The 14,383-nt window shown below is 67.0% G+C and carries 13 protein-coding genes; 8 read left to right on the top strand and 5 right to left on the bottom strand.

Going from position 1 to position 14,383, the window contains the following annotated elements:
* Positions 1-207 precede the first annotated feature (207 nt).
* From Q9R17_RS17135 to Q9R17_RS17145, 3 genes are all read right to left on the bottom strand, one after another.
* Entirely contained in the window at positions 208-1,416 is a 1,209-nt protein-coding gene (locus Q9R17_RS17135; RefSeq protein WP_108749393.1) for an acetyl-CoA C-acyltransferase, read from the bottom strand.
* A gap of 109 nt (positions 1,417-1,525) precedes the next feature.
* Positions 1,526-3,898: a 3-hydroxyacyl-CoA dehydrogenase/enoyl-CoA hydratase family protein gene (locus tag Q9R17_RS17140; protein ID WP_308155784.1), complete on the bottom strand. Its 2,373-nt coding sequence runs from the start codon at positions 3,896-3,898 to the stop codon at positions 1,526-1,528.
* A 29-nt stretch (positions 3,899-3,927) separates the two neighbouring features.
* Entirely contained in the window at positions 3,928-4,581 is a 654-nt protein-coding gene (locus Q9R17_RS17145) for a TetR/AcrR family transcriptional regulator (protein WP_308155785.1), read from the bottom strand.
* Between the two features lie 331 nt (positions 4,582-4,912).
* On the opposite strand from Q9R17_RS17145, the gene ndk reads away from it, so the two are divergent.
* The 7 genes from ndk (at position 4,913) to der (ending at position 11,528) form a co-directional block, all read left to right on the top strand.
* Positions 4,913-5,338 (top strand): nucleoside-diphosphate kinase, encoded by a 426-nt coding sequence (gene ndk, locus Q9R17_RS17150; RefSeq protein WP_308155786.1) that lies wholly within the window; start codon positions 4,913-4,915, stop codon positions 5,336-5,338.
* A 10-nt stretch (positions 5,339-5,348) separates the two neighbouring features.
* Positions 5,349-6,554, top strand: a complete 1,206-nt coding sequence (gene rlmN, locus Q9R17_RS17155) for a 23S rRNA (adenine(2503)-C(2))-methyltransferase RlmN (protein ID WP_308155787.1) — start codon at positions 5,349-5,351, stop codon at positions 6,552-6,554.
* Entirely contained in the window at positions 6,541-7,332 is a 792-nt protein-coding gene (gene pilW, locus Q9R17_RS17160; RefSeq protein WP_308155788.1) for a type IV pilus biogenesis/stability protein PilW, read from the top strand. Before rlmN ends, pilW begins: the two co-directional genes overlap by 14 nt.
* Before the next feature lie 18 nt (positions 7,333-7,350).
* Positions 7,351-8,205 (top strand): RodZ domain-containing protein, encoded by an 855-nt coding sequence (locus Q9R17_RS17165; protein ID WP_308155789.1) that lies wholly within the window; start codon positions 7,351-7,353, stop codon positions 8,203-8,205.
* Positions 8,206-8,268: 63 nt separating this feature from the next.
* Entirely contained in the window at positions 8,269-8,907 is a 639-nt protein-coding gene (locus Q9R17_RS17170) for a tetratricopeptide repeat protein (RefSeq protein WP_308155790.1), read from the top strand.
* Positions 8,907-10,115 (top strand): outer membrane protein assembly factor BamB, encoded by a 1,209-nt coding sequence (bamB, locus tag Q9R17_RS17175; RefSeq protein ID WP_308155791.1) that lies wholly within the window; start codon positions 8,907-8,909, stop codon positions 10,113-10,115. The genes Q9R17_RS17170 and bamB overlap by 1 nt, the downstream gene beginning before the upstream one ends.
* A 15-nt stretch (positions 10,116-10,130) precedes the next feature.
* Positions 10,131-11,528, top strand: coding sequence for a ribosome biogenesis GTPase Der (gene der / locus Q9R17_RS17180; RefSeq protein WP_308155792.1), 1,398 nt, complete (start codon positions 10,131-10,133; stop codon positions 11,526-11,528).
* Positions 11,529-11,600: 72 nt separating this feature from the next.
* Here der and Q9R17_RS17185 read toward each other — a convergent pair whose 3' ends face one another.
* Positions 11,601-12,596 carry a zinc-dependent alcohol dehydrogenase family protein gene (locus tag Q9R17_RS17185; protein WP_308155793.1) on the bottom strand — a complete coding sequence of 332 codons (996 nt, stop codon included), beginning with the start codon at positions 12,594-12,596 and terminating at the stop codon, positions 11,601-11,603.
* Positions 12,597-12,674: 78 nt separating this feature from the next.
* On the bottom strand, positions 12,675-12,977 hold the full coding sequence (locus tag Q9R17_RS17190) for a metalloregulator ArsR/SmtB family transcription factor (RefSeq protein WP_308155794.1): 303 nt from the start codon (positions 12,975-12,977) through the stop codon (positions 12,675-12,677).
* 110 nt (positions 12,978-13,087) lie between these two features.
* Here Q9R17_RS17190 and moeB point away from each other — a divergent pair, with 110 nt between their 5' ends.
* A complete protein-coding gene (gene moeB / locus Q9R17_RS17195; RefSeq protein ID WP_308155795.1) occupies positions 13,088-14,224 on the top strand; it encodes a molybdopterin-synthase adenylyltransferase MoeB in 1,137 nt (378 codons plus the stop codon).
* Positions 14,225-14,383 lie beyond the last annotated feature (159 nt).

Here is a 14,383-nt window from a genome sequence, read left to right on the forward strand (position 1 = left end):
CAGGTTTTCTGCGGGCGCGGACGGGAAGGGCGGAATCAAGAGTGGAGCAGAAACAGAAAAGGCAGCCGATGGCTGCCTTTTCTGTTTCCACGGCATCCACGCATGGCGTGGATCTACCGCTCCGCCGCATGGGGATCGCAGGCCCGGGCAGTCTCACCCACCCGGGCCCTTCAAAAACCAACGCATCAGCCGGCGGCGCTTTGAACCTTACAGCGCCTCGAAAATGCCCGCTGCGCCCATGCCGGTGCCGATGCACATGGTCACCATGCCGTACTTCTGCTGGCGACGGCGCAGGCCGTGCAGCAGGGTGGCGGTACGGATCGCGCCGGTCGCGCCCAGCGGGTGGCCCAGGGCGATCGCGCCGCCCAGCGGGTTGACCTTGCTCGGGTCCAGGCCGCAATCGCGGATCACCGCCAGCGACTGCGCGGCGAAGGCTTCGTTGAGTTCGATCCAGTCCAGCTGGTCCTGGGTCAGGCCGGCCTGCTTCAGTGCCTTCGGAATCGCGGCGATCGGGCCGATGCCCATCACTTCCGGACGCACGCCGGCCACCGAGAAGCTGACGAAACGGGCCAGCGGGGTCAGGCCGTAATCCTTGATCGCCTGTTCCGAGGCCAGCAGTACGGCGCCGGCGCCATCGCTCATCTGCGAGGAGTTGCCCGCAGTGACGGTGCCACCGAACTGGCCGTTGCGGAACACCGGGCGCAGCTTGGCCAGGCCTTCGGCCGAGGAATCCGGGCGCGGGCCTTCGTCGGTGTCGGCCACCTTGTTGCGGGTGATGATGCGCTGGCCGTCGGCCAGGTCCGGCAGGTGCGAGACGATCTCGTACGGGCTGATCTCATCCTTGAACTCGCCGTTCTGGATGGCCGCCATGGCCTTCTGGTGCGAGGCCAGGGCGAAGGCGTCCTGCTCTTCGCGCGAGACCTTCCACTCTTCGGCCACCTTCTCGGCGGTGATGCCCATGCCGTAGGCGATGGCCACGTGGTCGTTGTCGAACACGCTCGGTGCCATGGCGATCTTGTTGCCCATCATCGGCACCATCGACATCGACTCGGTGCCGCCGGCCAGCATCAGATCGGCGTTGCCCAGGCGGATCGCATCGGCGGCCTGCGCCACGGCCTGCAGGCCGGAGGAACAGAAGCGGTTCACGGTCTGCGCGGCGATGGTATTGGGCAGGCCGGCCAGCAGCACGCCGATGCGCGCCACGTTCATGCCCTGCTCGGCTTCGGGCATGGCGCAGCCGATGATGGCGTCATCGATGCGGTTGACGTCCACGCCCGGGGCCTGGGCGACGACGCTGCGCAGCACGTGCGCCAGCATGTCGTCGGGGCGGGTGTTGCGGAACATGCCCTTGGGTGCCTTGCCAACCGGGGTGCGGGTGGCGGCGACGATGTAGGCGTCCTGGATTTGCTTGGTCATTGCAGTGATCTCTCGAAGTTTTTGCCGGTGTGCCCACCACGGTGGGCACCTACCAGAGGCAGAGGGAGTGCCCACCAAGGTGGGCACCCACCAAAAGCAGGTGTGGCGATCAGTTACGCAGCGGCTTGCCGGTCTTGAGCATGTGCGCGATGCGGGCCTGGGTCTTTTCCTGCTGGGCCAGCTCGACGAAGTGCTTGCGCTCCAGGGTCAACAGCCACTCTTCGTCCACCAGGGTGCCGCGGTCGACCTTGCCGCCGCACAGCACGGTGGCGATGCGCTCGGCGATCTCGTAGTCGTACGGGCTGATGAAACGGCCTTCCAGCATGTTGACCAGCATCATCTTGAAGGTGGCGATGCCCACGTCACCGGCGACCTGGATGCGGCGTGCCGGCAGCGGCGGGCGGTAACCGGCTTCGGCCAGCGCACGGGCTTCGGCCTTGGCGATGTACAGCGCTTCGTAGCTGTTGAACACGACCTTGTCGGTGCTGCGCAGCAGGCCCAGTTCCTTGGCGTTGACCGCCGAATTGGACACCTTGGCCATCGCCACGGTCTCGAAGGTCTTCTTCAGCTCGGCGAACACGTCACCGCCCGGACCGGCCGCTTCGGACGCACGCACGGCCAGTTCCTTCAGGCCACCACCGGCCGGCAGCAGGCCGACGCCGGCCTCGACCAGGCCGATGTAGCTTTCCAGGAAGGCCACGGTCTTGGCGCTGTGCATCTGGAACTCGCAGCCGCCGCCCAGGGCCAGGCCGCGCACCGCTGCCACTACCGGCACCAGCGAGTACTTGATGCGCTGGCTGGTGCGCTGGAAGTTGGCCACCATTTCTTCGAACTGGTCGACCTTGCCGGCCTGCAGCAGGCCCAGCGCACCGGCCAGGTCGGCACCGGCGGAGAAGGGTTCCTTCTGCTGCCAGATCACCAGGCCCTGGAAATCCTTCTCGGCGCGGCTGACGCATTCCTGCAGGCCGTCCAGCACCTGGTCGGACACGGTGTTCATCTTGGTCTTGAAGCTGACCACGGCGATGCCGTCACCGTCGTGCCACATGCGCAGGCCGTCGTTCTCGAACACGGTCTCGCCCGGCGCGAACGTCTCGCCCAGCAGCGGATCCGGGAAGCGCTGGCGCTGGTACACCGGCAGCGACGAACGCGGCAGCTTGGCATTGCGGGAGGGGCTGTAGCTGCCTTCGGCGGCGTGCACGCCATCGCGGCCATCGAACACCCAGTCCGGCAGCGGGGCGTTGCTCATGCTCTTGCCGGCGACGATGTCATCGGCGATCCACTGCGCCACCTGCTTCCAGCCGGCGGCCTGCCAGGTCTCGAACGGGCCCAGCGACCAGCCGTAGCCCCAGCGGATGGCCAGGTCCACGTCACGTGCGGTTTCGGCGATGTCGGCCAGGTGGTAGGCGCTGTAGTGGAACAGGTCGCGGAAGGTCGCCCACAGGAACTGCGCCTGCGGGTGCTGGCTTTCGCGCAGCTTGGCGAACTTCTCGGCCGGGTTCCTGATCTTCAGGATCTCCACCACTTCCGGCGCCGCGGTACGGTCGGCCGGGCGGTAGTCCTGCTTTTCCAGGTCGACGACCAGGATGTCCTTGCCGACCTTGCGGAAGATGCCGGCGCCGGTCTTCTGGCCCAGCGCGCCCTTGGCGATCAGCGCCTCGAGCCACTTCGGCGACGTGAAGAATGCATGCCACGGGTCATTGGGCAGGGTGTCGCCCATGGTCTTGATGACGTGGGCCATGGTGTCCAGGCCGACCACATCGGAGGTGCGGTAAGTTGCCGACTTCGGGCGGCCGACCAGCGGGCCGGTCAGGCCGTCCACTTCATCAAAGCCCAGGCCGAACTGCTGGGTGTGGTGGATGGTGGACAGGATCGAGAACACGCCGATGCGGTTGCCGATGAAGTTCGGGGTGTCCTTGGCGTACACCACGCCCTTGCCCAGGGTGGTGACCAGGAAGGCTTCCAGGCCTTCCAGCACGGCCTTGTCGGTGGTGGTGGCCGGGATCAGCTCGGCCAGGTGCATGTAGCGCGGCGGATTGAAGAAGTGCACGCCGCAGAAGCGGTGGCGCAGCTGCTCGGGCAGCACGTCGGCCAGCTTGTTGATGCCCAGGCCGGAGGTGTTGGAGGCCAGCACGGCGTGGTCGGCCACGAACGGGGCGATCTTCTTGTACAGGTCCTGCTTCCAGTCCATGCGCTCGGCGATGGCCTCGATGATCAGGTCGCAGTCCTTCAGCTGCGCCAGGCTGGAGTCGTAGTTGCCCGGGGTGATGGCGTCGGCCAGCGCCTTGCTGGCCAGCGGGGCCGGGCTCAGCTTGCCCAGGTTGGCGATCGCCTTGAGCACGATGCCGTCGGCCGGACCTTCCTTGGCGGGCAGGTCGAACAGCACGGTGTCGACGCCGGCATTGGTGAGGTGGGCGGCGATCTGGGCACCCATGACGCCGGCACCCAGCACGGCGGCGCGACGGACTAGCAGGGAATTGGACATGGTGTTGGCCTTTGTTGGTACCGGTGAAGTCAGGGGGAAGAGGGCGGGGTGGCGCTGCGGGCGGCAGCACGGAACCCGGCCTCGGCGAAATGGATCAACTCACGGGCGGCCTGCGCACGATGCGCTGCCTCGGTGACACCCGCGGGTCGCTTGATCAGGCCGAAGTCGGCCATGGCATAGGTGAGCGAGCCGGCCAGGAAGTCCAGCCGCCAGTACAGCTCTTCCTTGCTCAGGTCCGGCACGCAGGCGGCAATGGCCTTGCCGAACTCGCGCAGCACGTGGCCGTAGTGGTCGGACAGGAACTTGCGCAGGTTGTCGTTCTTTTCGGCGTAGGCCCGCGCGATCACCCGCACGAAGGCACCGCCGCTCTGCCGGTCCTGGGCCATCGCCAGCGCCGGTTCGACGAAGGCGGCCAGGACCGGGCGCAGCTGCCCGGGATGCTCGCGGCGGGCCTGCTCCAGCTGGGTCAGGCGGGTGCCGGTCATCTCGTCCATGCGGCGGCGGAAGACTTCGTTGACCAGGTTTTCCTTGGAGCCGAAGTGGTAGTTGACCGCCGCGATGTTCACATCGGCGTGGCTGGTGACCTGGCGCAGGGAGGTGCCGGCGAAGCCGTGCAGGGCGAACAGCTCCTCGGCGGCCCCGAGGATCCGGTCCTTGGTCGAGAAGTGAGCGGGCTTGGCCATGGGATGGCGGACCTTAATCAAACGATTGTTTGATACTAGGACCAGACGGGGGCGTATGGCATTTTGCAGTGCAGCAAAACCGGCCGGGCGGTTAAAAGAGATTCAGTAGTACCAGCCCATGGCTGGCAGCCGTGAAGCCTGAACAGGCGGCCGAGCGCGATTCGCCGGGGTGCCGGACGGGGCGTCCTGCCCGCCAGTCATGGGCTGGCACTACCGAGCGGGATCTTTTACAATCTGCCTACGTTTATCAGGCTAAGCCCGCGTCCCGACGCGGGTTTTTTTCATGTTACCCTTCGGGCCATCAGCGGCCCGATTCCATTGGAGACATCCCATGGCGCTGGAGCGCACCCTTTCGATCATCAAGCCGGACGCCGTTGCCAAGAACGTCATCGGCGAAATCTACGCCCGCTTCGAGAAGGCTGGCCTGAAGGTCGTGGCCGCCAAGTACAAGCAGCTGTCGCGCCGTGAAGCCGAAGGCTTCTACGCCGTGCACCGCGAGCGTCCGTTCTTCAACGCGCTGGTTGATTTCATGATCTCCGGCCCGGTGATGATCCAGGCCCTGGAAGGCGAGAACGCCGTGCTGGCCCACCGCGACCTGCTGGGCGCCACCAACCCGAAGGACGCTGCGCCGGGCACCATCCGCGCGGACTTCGCCGAATCCATCGATGCCAACGCCGCCCACGGCTCGGACTCGGTCGAGAATGCCGCCATCGAAGTGGCCTACTTCTTCGCCGCGACCGAAGTCGTTTCGCGCTGAGAGTGATGCCGTGAACGAGGTCGTACAGACACCCGCCATCCAGCCGCTGCCCAAGTCGGCGCCCACGGCTGGCAAGCAGAACCTGCTCGACCTCGATCGCGCGGGCCTGGAGCAGTTCTTCGTCGATGTACTTGGCGAAAAGAAATTCCGTGCCCACCAGGTGATGAAGTGGATCCACCACCGCTACGTCACCGACTTCGATGAAATGACCGACCTCGGCAAGGTCCTGCGCGCCAAGCTGCAGGCCCATGCCGAGGTTGTCGTCCCGAACATCGTGTTCGACAAGCCCTCCGCCGACGGCACCCACAAGTGGCTGCTGGCGATGGGCGTGGATGGCAAGAACGCCATCGAGACCGTGTACATCCCGGACAAGACCCGCGGCACGCTGTGCGTGTCCTCGCAGGTCGGTTGCGGCCTGAACTGCACGTTCTGCTCCACCGCCACCCAGGGCTTCAACCGCAACCTGACCACCGCCGAGATCATCGGCCAGGTGTGGGTGGCGGCGCGCCACCTGGGCAACGTGCCGCACCAGATGCGCCGCCTCACCAACGTGGTGATGATGGGCATGGGCGAGCCGCTGATGAATTTCGACAACGTCGTGCGTGCCATGAGCGTGATGCGCGACGACCTGGGCTACGGCCTGGCCAACAAGCGCGTGACCCTGTCGACCTCCGGCCTGGTGCCGATGATCGACCGCCTGTCCACCGAGAGCGACGTCTCCCTGGCAGTGTCGCTGCATGCGCCCAACGATGCGCTGCGCGAGACCCTGGTGCCGCTCAACAAGAAGTACCCGATCGCCGACCTGATGGCGTCGTGCGCGCGGTACCTGCGCGCCAACAAGCGCCGCGAATCGGTCACCTTCGAGTACACCCTGATGAAGGGCATCAACGACAAGCCCGAGCATGCCCGCGAGCTGGCCCGCCTGATGCGCCAGTTTGACAATGCGGTGCAGGCCAAGGATTCGGGCAAGGTCAACCTGATCCCGTTCAACCCGTTCCCCGGCACCCGCTACGAGCGTTCGGAAGAAGCGCACATCCGTGCGTTCCAGAAGATCCTGCTGGACAGCAACGTGCTGACGATGGTCCGCCGCACCCGTGGCGATGACATCGATGCGGCCTGCGGCCAGCTCAAGGGCCAGGTCATGGATCGCACCCGCCGCCAGGCGGAGTTCAACAAGACCTTGCAGGCGGGGAAGGGGCGCGATGCTGCGGCCTGACCGCCTCTGGCCAGCCCTGATCGCAGGTGCGCTGGCCGTGGTGGCCGGCGGCTGCGGCAAGGGGGCTGAACGCGTGCAGCGCGGCGCCGGTACGACGGCGCCGGAATACGTGGTGCGCGACAGTGCGCAGGTGCGCCGCCAGGTGCAGTACCAGGACCAGCTGGCGCTGGCGGGTCGCGACCTGCAGGCCGGCAACCTGGAGTCGGCGGAAAAGCGCGCGCGTGCCGCCCTCAAGATCGATGGCAGCGCGCCCGATGCCTGGGGCCTGCTGGCCGGAGTGGCCGACCGTCGCGGCCAGGTCGCCCAGTCCGGTGAACTGTTCCGCAAGGCGGCGGACATGGCCCCGGAGCGGGGTGATGTGCTCAACAACTATGGCGCCTGGCTCTGCCAGCATGGCCGGCCGGCCGAATCACTGGCCTGGCTCGACCGTGCGATCGCCGCGCCGGGGTATGCCACGCCCGAGGTCGCCCAGGCCAACGCCGGCAGCTGTGCACTGGATGCCGGGCAGTCCGTGCGTGCCGAGCGCGACCTGCGCGCCGCACTGGTGCGCATGCCGGCCAACCCGGTCGCACTGGAAGCCATGGCCCAGCTGAGCCTGCAGCGGGGCCAGTATCTGGAGGCGCGGGCCTTTGCGGAGCGGCGGCTGTCGGCTGCACCCGCAACGCGTTCCGTGTTACAACTTGCGTCTCAAATCGAAGCGCGGCTCGGCGATCAGGCGGCAGCCGATCGTTATCTGCAGCGAATCGGCAAGGAATTTCCGCAGGATGCGGGCTCCTAATCCCGGGGTTGAAGCATTGTGATTGATGACCAGACTGTGAGCGCCTTTGAGACTGCCGCCGGTTGTGGCCAACGCCTGCGCCAGGCGCGCGAGGCGGCCGGACTGACCCTGGACGATGTCGGGCAGCGCCTGCGCATGCCGGTACAGGTCGTCCGTTCACTGGAAGAGGAACAGTGGCAGCGCCTGGGCGCGCCGGTCTTCGTTCGTGGCCAGCTGCGCAGCTATGCCAAGCTGCTGGGGGTCGATGAACGCGAAGTGCTGGCCCAGGCCCAGGTCGGCCCGGTGGTGCCGCCGACCCTGGTCAGCCATACCCATACCCCGCGGGCGCGCCGCATCGCCGAAAACCTCGGACGGCGGGCCCTGTATGTGGGCATCACCGCCGTGCTGGCCGTGCCGGTGTGGTTTGCCACCCGGGGGCATTTCGATGGCAGCGCGCCAGCCCCGAGTACCGCATCGCTGGACGTGATCCCGGCCACCGTGCCGGTGACGCCGCCCAGCGAGGCCGGTACCGCGCCGACCGCCGTTGCTGAACCGGCCGCCGCCAAGCCGGCCCCGGCCCCGTACATCGCCTCGCTGACCCCTGTCCCGCGCCCGGCCGCCCCGGCGGCGGCATCGCTGGAGCTGAGTTTCAGCGGCGACAGCTGGGTGGACATCACCGCCCCCGATGGCAGTACGGTGGAGAAGGCGCTGATCAAGGCGGGCCAGACCCGCAGCTTCAGCCCCGGCCAGGTTGGCCGCATGGTGCTGGGCAATGCCACCGTGGTCGAGGTTCAGCAGAACGGCAGTAAGGTCGATCTGGCGCCTTACCAGCGAGCCAACGTGGCCCGCTTTCAGGTATCCTCTGAAGGCTCCGTTGTCCCGGTTTCGCACTGAGACGCGGTTTTCCACCTTCGATAATCCCAATGGTCCCTCCCGATGGGCGGGGCGAGAGTACGCATGGCGATCGACGATCTGCTCGACGAGCACGAACAAAGTGAACGTGTCCGCAGCTGGCTGCGGAAGAATGGCGCCAGCATCCTGGGTGGCGTAGTGATCGCCATCGGTGCCATTGCCGGCTGGCAGTGGTGGCAGAAGGATCAGGGCGACAAGCTGGCCCTGGCCAACGTGGAATACCAGAAGGCCCTGACCGGCCTGCAGCAGAACAAGCTGGATGATGCTGCCAAGGCCGTGAAGGCGCTGGACGGCAGCACCGGCATCTACGGTGACCTGGCCGCCCTGCAGCTGGCCAAGGCCCAGGTCGATGCCGGCAAGAACGAAGAAGCGCTGGCTACCCTGCGCGCCCTGAAGGTCGAAGGCGATCTCAAGCGCGTGGTCGACCTGCGCATCGCCCGCCTGCTGGTGGCGACCGGCAAGGGTGAGGAAGCGGTCAAGCTGCTGGGCAGCGCCACCGACAGCAGCACCCTGGAAATCCATGGCGATGCGCTGATGGCGCAGGGCAAGCGTGATGCTGCCCGCGAGCAGTACGAGAAGGCGCTCAAGACGCTGGACGTGGCAGCGCCGCAGCGGCGCCTGCTGGAAATCAAGGTCATGGATGCCGGCGGCACTGTCGCGGCCACCCCTGCGGAGTCGGTTTGATGAATCAGATGGTCATGATGAAGCGCGTCGCCACCGTGCTCGTGCTGGGCCTGGCCCTGTCGGGCTGCAGCACCGTCAAGGGCTGGTTCGCCGGCAAGGACGCGGCCGCCAAGAAGGCGCAGGAACCGGTCGAACTGGTGAAGTTCGAACCCTCGGCGAAGGTCGACAAGATCTGGACCGCGAACCTGGGCAAGGGCGAGCGCCGCATCGGCGTGCGCCAGGGGCCGGTCGTGGCCAATGGCCATGTGTTCGCCGCGGCCATCACCGGTGGCGTGCATGCCCTGGACCTGCAGACCGGCAAGAAGGTCTGGACCTGGGAGCCGACCAAGGAAAAGAAGAAGCCCAAGCTGCGTATTTCCGGTGGCCCGGGCGTGGGTGAGAACCTGGTGGTGGTCGGTACGCTCGACGGCCAGGTGATCGCGCTGGACATCAACGATGGCAGCGAGAAGTGGCGCGCCCGCGTGCCGGGTGAAGTGATCGCCGCCCCGGCGGTCGCCCAGGGCACCGTGTTCGTGCGCAGCAACGATGGCCGCATCACCGCCTTCGATGCCAGCAACGGCACCCAGAAGTGGTTCAACCCCAGCGAACTGCCGGCGCTGACCGTGCGCGGCAACGCGCCGGTGGTGGCGGGCCCGGGCGTGCTGTTCATCGGCCGCGATGACGGCTCGGTGACCTCGCTGGCGATGGCCGACGGCCGCACGGTGTGGGAACAGAATGTCGGCAGCCCCGAAGGCCGCACCGAGCTGGAGCGCATGGCCGACGTCGATGGCGCCCCGGTCCTGGATGGCACCACGCTGTATGTGAGCAGCTTCAAGAACCAGACCATGGCCATCGAAGGCCCGAGTGGCCGCCCGATGTGGGCGCGTGACCACGGCGGCGCCGGTGGCGTTGCCGTATCCTCGGCCCTGGTCTTCGTCACCGACAGCAAGGGTGGCGTGTTCGGGCTGGACAAGCCCAGCGGTTCGGCCATGTGGTCGCAGGACGGGCTGGCCCGTCGCTCGGTCACCGGCCCGGTGCTGCAGGGCGACTATGTGGTCGTCGCTGATTACAAGGGATTCGTGCACTGGTTGAAGGCTTCCGATGGCGCCTTCGCGGCACGGGCCAAGAGCGGCGGTGATGCCGTGCTGGCCCAGCCGGTCGTCGCCGACGGAGTACTGCTGGTGCAGAACGTGGATGGCAAGCTGACCGCCTTCCGGTTGGCAAATTAATACGGAGTAATCGCGATGCTGCCTTTGGTCGCCCTGGTTGGACGGCCGAATGTCGGCAAGTCGACCATCTTCAATGCTTTGACCCGCACGCGTGACGCCCTGGTCCATGACCAGCCCGGCGTCACCCGCGACCGCAACTACGGCGTCTGCCGCCTCGACGAGGACAACCACTTCCTCGTCGTGGACACCGGCGGTATCGCCGAGGAAGAGGAAGGCCTGGCGGGCGCCACCACGCGCCAGGCCCGTGCCGCTGCCGCTGAAGCCGATCTGATCCTGTTCGTTGTCGATGCCCGCGAAGGCACCTCGGCGATGGACGACGAGATCCTGGCCTGGCTGCGCAAGCTGTCGCGCCCGACGCTGCTGCTGATCAACAAGATCGACGGCACCGACGAGGACAGCGTCCGTTCGGAGTTCGCCCGTTACGGCTTCGCTGAAATGCTGACCGTGTCGGCCGCCCATCGCCAGGGTCTGGACGACCTGCTGGATGAAGTGATCCAGCGGCTGCCGGAAGAGGGCAGCGGCGAGGAACTGGACAACGACCCCAACCGCATCCGCATCGCCTTCGTCGGCCGGCCCAACGTGGGCAAGTCCACGCTGGTCAACCGCATCCTCGGCGAAGAACGCATGATCGCCTCGGACGTGCCGGGCACCACCCGCGATTCGATCGCCGTGGACCTGGAGCGTGACGGTCGCGACTACCGCCTGATCGATACCGCAGGCCTGCGCCGCCGTTCGCGCGTGGACGAGGTCGTCGAGAAGTTCTCGGTGGTCAAGACCATGCAGTCCATCGAGCAGTGCCAGGTGGCCGTGCTGATGCTCGATGCCACCGAAGGCGTGACCGACCAGGACGCCACCGTGCTGGGTGCGGTGCTCGACGCCGGCCGTGCGCTGGTGATCGCCATCAACAAGTGGGACGGGCTGACCGAGTACCAGCGCGAGCAGGCTGAAACGCTGCTGTCGCTGAAGCTGGGCTTCGTACCGTGGGCCGAAGTGGTGCGCATCTCGGCCAAGCACGGTTCGGGCCTGCGCGAGCTGTTCCGTGCCGTGCACCGTGCGCATGACTCGGCCAACAAGACCTTCACCACCAGCGAAGTGAACAAGGCGCTGGAAGTGGCCTACGAGACCAACCCGCCGCCGACCATCCGCGGCCACGTCTCCAAGCTGCGTTACGTGCACCCGGCCGGCGCCAACCCGCCGACCTTCATCGTGCACGGCACGCGCCTGAAGGAACTGCAGGAATCGTACAAGCGCTACCTGGAGAACTTCTTCCGCAAGCGCTTCAAGCTGATCGGCACCCCGGTGAGCTTCATCTTCCGCGAAGGCGCCAACCCGTACGAGGGCAAGAAGAACGTGCTCACCGAACGGCAGGTCAAGGCCAAGCGACGCTTGATGAAGCACGTCAAGGGCAAGTGATCCACGAAAAGGCGGCCGCAGGCCGCCTTTTTCGTTGCGCGCTGCCTGGAGATCCCGCGCTGCGCCAGCGCGTCATCCCCCATCCACCTCCGCTCGGAGCGACGCCAGCGGCCCGACCGCGATGGCGATCTTGCCCAGCAGCCCGTTGCCGGGACTTTCCAGCCGCGCATGGGCCTGGCCGATCTCCGCCAGCGGATACACCGCACCGACGTGGGGCCGCAGCTGGCCGCGTTCGACCAGCGCGCTCAACTCATCCAGCTTGCCGCGGTTCTGCCGGGTGAACACGAAGTGGTAGCTGGCATTGCGCCCCCACGCATGAATCAGGTTCTGCGGCTGGGCGATGTCCACGATGCTGACCACCCGGCCGAGCTGGGCCAGGATCTCGGCACTGCGCGCCAGCGTGTCACCGCCGATGGTGTCCAGCACCACATCCACGCCCCGGCCACCGGTCAGGCGCTGCACCGCCGCCACGTAATCCTCCTGCTCGTAATCGATCACCCCATCGGCGCCCAGCGCGCGCACGAAGGCGGCATTGGCGGCCCGCGCGGTGGTCAAGACCCGGGCACCGATCGCTTTGGCCAGCTGGATGGCGACGTGGCCTACGCCGCCGGCACCGCCGTGGATGAGCACGCTCTCACCCACACGCAGCGCTGCCCGGCCGACCAGCGCCTCCCAGGCCGTGCCACCGACCAGGGTGAGGCTGGCAGCCTCCAGGTGGGTCAACGACGGCGGTTTGTGGCCCACGATGTGCTCGGCGGCCACGTGGTATTCGGCATAACTGCCTGGGCCATCGAAGATCTGTGGCGTGTACCAGACGGCATCGCCAGGCGCGAAGGCGGTCACCCCCGGGCCGATGGCATCGACGATGCCGGAGACATCATGGCCGGTGATGCCTGGCAGGGGCATGAGGTCCGCGTAGTCGCCCCGGCGCACCTGGTAATCCAGGGGATTGATCGAGGTGGCCTGCACGCGCACCCGCACCTCGCCGGCGGCGGGGACGGGCAGGGGCACGTCCTGCAGTGAAAAGGCGTCGGGGCCGCCGAAGGCGGTCAGCACCATGGCTTTCATCAAGGTTCCTTTGTTTCGATAAAATGGAATATCGGGAAATATCGATATATTGGTGTGGTGAAAAAACACGGTTAGCCCTTACAGGTCCTTGCCGATGATCGCGGCCAGTGCCTGGATGGTGGCTTCGTTGCGCTTGTAATAGGTCCACTGGCCGATGCGCCGGACCTCGACCAGGCCGGCCCGCTGCAGCGTGGCCAGATAGTCCGACACCGTCGACTGCGACAGGCCGACGCCTTCATGGATGCTGCTCACACAGACCCCCACGGTATGCACGTCGCCTTCGTCCTGTGGCGGGAAGTGCTTCTCCGGGTCCTTCAACCCCTTGAGGATGTCCAGGCGCGTGCGGTTGGAGAGGGCTTTGAAGACATCGAGCAGGTCCATGTGGGCAAGATATCGGAATTTTCCGATATGTCAATGCGTGGTCCGTGGCAGAGGGTTCTACGGGTGGGGCGGACGCCGCCCTGGCGTGCCGCCTGGGCGATAATCGGCCGATGAGCATTCAAGAGCTTTCCCCCGCGCAGGCGCGTGAACGCGTGGCCCATGGCGCGGTGCTGATCGATGTACGCGAGGCGCACGAACGGGCGAGCGGCATGGCCGAAGGTGCCCGCGGCGTGGCCAAGGGCGAGCTGCAGGCCGACCCGGCCGCGCACCTGCCGCGCCCGGGGCAGGAGATCCTGCTGATCTGCCAGACCGGCAAGCGCTCGGCCGACGCGGCGCTGGCGCTGGCGCAGGCGGGGTACGTGGCGGTGGCCTCGGTGGCCGGCGGCACCGTGGCCTGGCGCGAAGCCGGCCTGCCGCTGGTGCAGCCGCTGTCCAGCCCGGCCGAACAGGACTTCTTCGATCGTTACGCGCGGCACCTGCTGCTGCCGCAGGTGGGCGAGGCAGGCCAGCGCACGCTGCAGAACGCGCGGGTGCTGGTGCTTGGTGCCGGCGGGCTGGGCGCGCCCGCCAGCTTCTACCTGGCCGCGGCCGGGATCGGGCACCTGCGCCTGGCCGACCATGACCGCGTGGAGCGCAGCAACCTGCACCGGCAGATCATCCATACCGATGCCAGCATCGGCCAGTTGAAGGTCGATTCGGCCCGCGAACGCCTGCTGGCGCTGAACCCGGCCATCGACGTGGAGGCCGTGGCCGAGCGGGTCAGTTCGGACAACATCGACCGCCTGATGGAGGGCGTGGATGTGGTGCTGGACGGCTCGGACAACTTCCCGCTGCGTTACCTGCTCAACGATGCCTGCATCAAGCACGCCAGGCCATTGGTGTATGCCGCCATCGAGCGCTTTGACGGCCAGGCAAGCGTGTTTGACGCCGGCCGCCAGCGCGGCGCGGCACCGTGCTACCGCTGCCTGTTCCCGGAGCCGCCGCCGCCGGAATTCGCGCCGAACTGTTCCGAGGCCGGCGTGCTGGGCGTGTTGCCGGGCCTGGCGGGGATGCTGCAGGCGACCGAGGTGCTGAAGCTGCTGCTGGGCATCGGCACGCCGCTGACCGGCCGGCTGCTGCGCTTCGATGCACTCGGCATGCGTTTCCGCGAAACCCGCATCCGCCCGGACCCGCAGTGCCCGGTGTGCGCGCCGGGCGTGCCGTTCCCGGGGTATATCGACTACGCCGCGTTCTGCCGGGGCGGGTGAGGCGCAGCCAGGCATGGCGCGGCACTACCGTGCCGGATTTCGGAATGATGCCGGGGGCGGAATGCCATATTGTTCTGTTTATGGCACAAGCCAACGCAGCGCCCCCGCTATTGCCGTCATCGGTGATGTTCTATGGTTGAGGCCGATTTCGGTTTCGGG

The sequence above is a fragment of the Stenotrophomonas sp. 24(2023) genome, assembly GCF_030913365.1.
Taxonomy (GTDB): domain Bacteria; phylum Pseudomonadota; class Gammaproteobacteria; order Xanthomonadales; family Xanthomonadaceae; genus Stenotrophomonas.

Excerpts from the sequence above, each read along its gene's own strand:
- Q9R17_RS17135 (WP_108749393.1), bottom strand. The coding sequence starts at position 1,416 with ATGACCAAGCAAATCCAGGACGCCTACATCGTCGCCGCCACCCGCACC.
- Q9R17_RS17140 (WP_308155784.1), bottom strand. The coding sequence starts at position 3,898 with ATGTCCAATTCCCTGCTAGTCCGTCGCGCCGCCGTGCTGGGTGCCGGC.
- Q9R17_RS17145 (WP_308155785.1), bottom strand. The coding sequence starts at position 4,581 with ATGGCCAAGCCCGCTCACTTCTCGACCAAGGACCGGATCCTCGGGGCC.
- ndk (WP_308155786.1), top strand. The coding sequence starts at position 4,913 with ATGGCGCTGGAGCGCACCCTTTCGATCATCAAGCCGGACGCCGTTGCC.
- pilW (WP_308155788.1), top strand. The coding sequence starts at position 6,541 with ATGCTGCGGCCTGACCGCCTCTGGCCAGCCCTGATCGCAGGTGCGCTG.
- Q9R17_RS17170 (WP_308155790.1), top strand. The coding sequence starts at position 8,269 with ATGGCGATCGACGATCTGCTCGACGAGCACGAACAAAGTGAACGTGTC.
- bamB (WP_308155791.1), top strand. The coding sequence starts at position 8,907 with ATGAATCAGATGGTCATGATGAAGCGCGTCGCCACCGTGCTCGTGCTG.
- der (WP_308155792.1), top strand. The coding sequence starts at position 10,131 with ATGCTGCCTTTGGTCGCCCTGGTTGGACGGCCGAATGTCGGCAAGTCG.
- Q9R17_RS17185 (WP_308155793.1), bottom strand. The coding sequence starts at position 12,596 with ATGAAAGCCATGGTGCTGACCGCCTTCGGCGGCCCCGACGCCTTTTCA.
- Q9R17_RS17190 (WP_308155794.1), bottom strand. The coding sequence starts at position 12,977 with ATGGACCTGCTCGATGTCTTCAAAGCCCTCTCCAACCGCACGCGCCTG.
- moeB (WP_308155795.1), top strand. The coding sequence starts at position 13,088 with ATGAGCATTCAAGAGCTTTCCCCCGCGCAGGCGCGTGAACGCGTGGCC.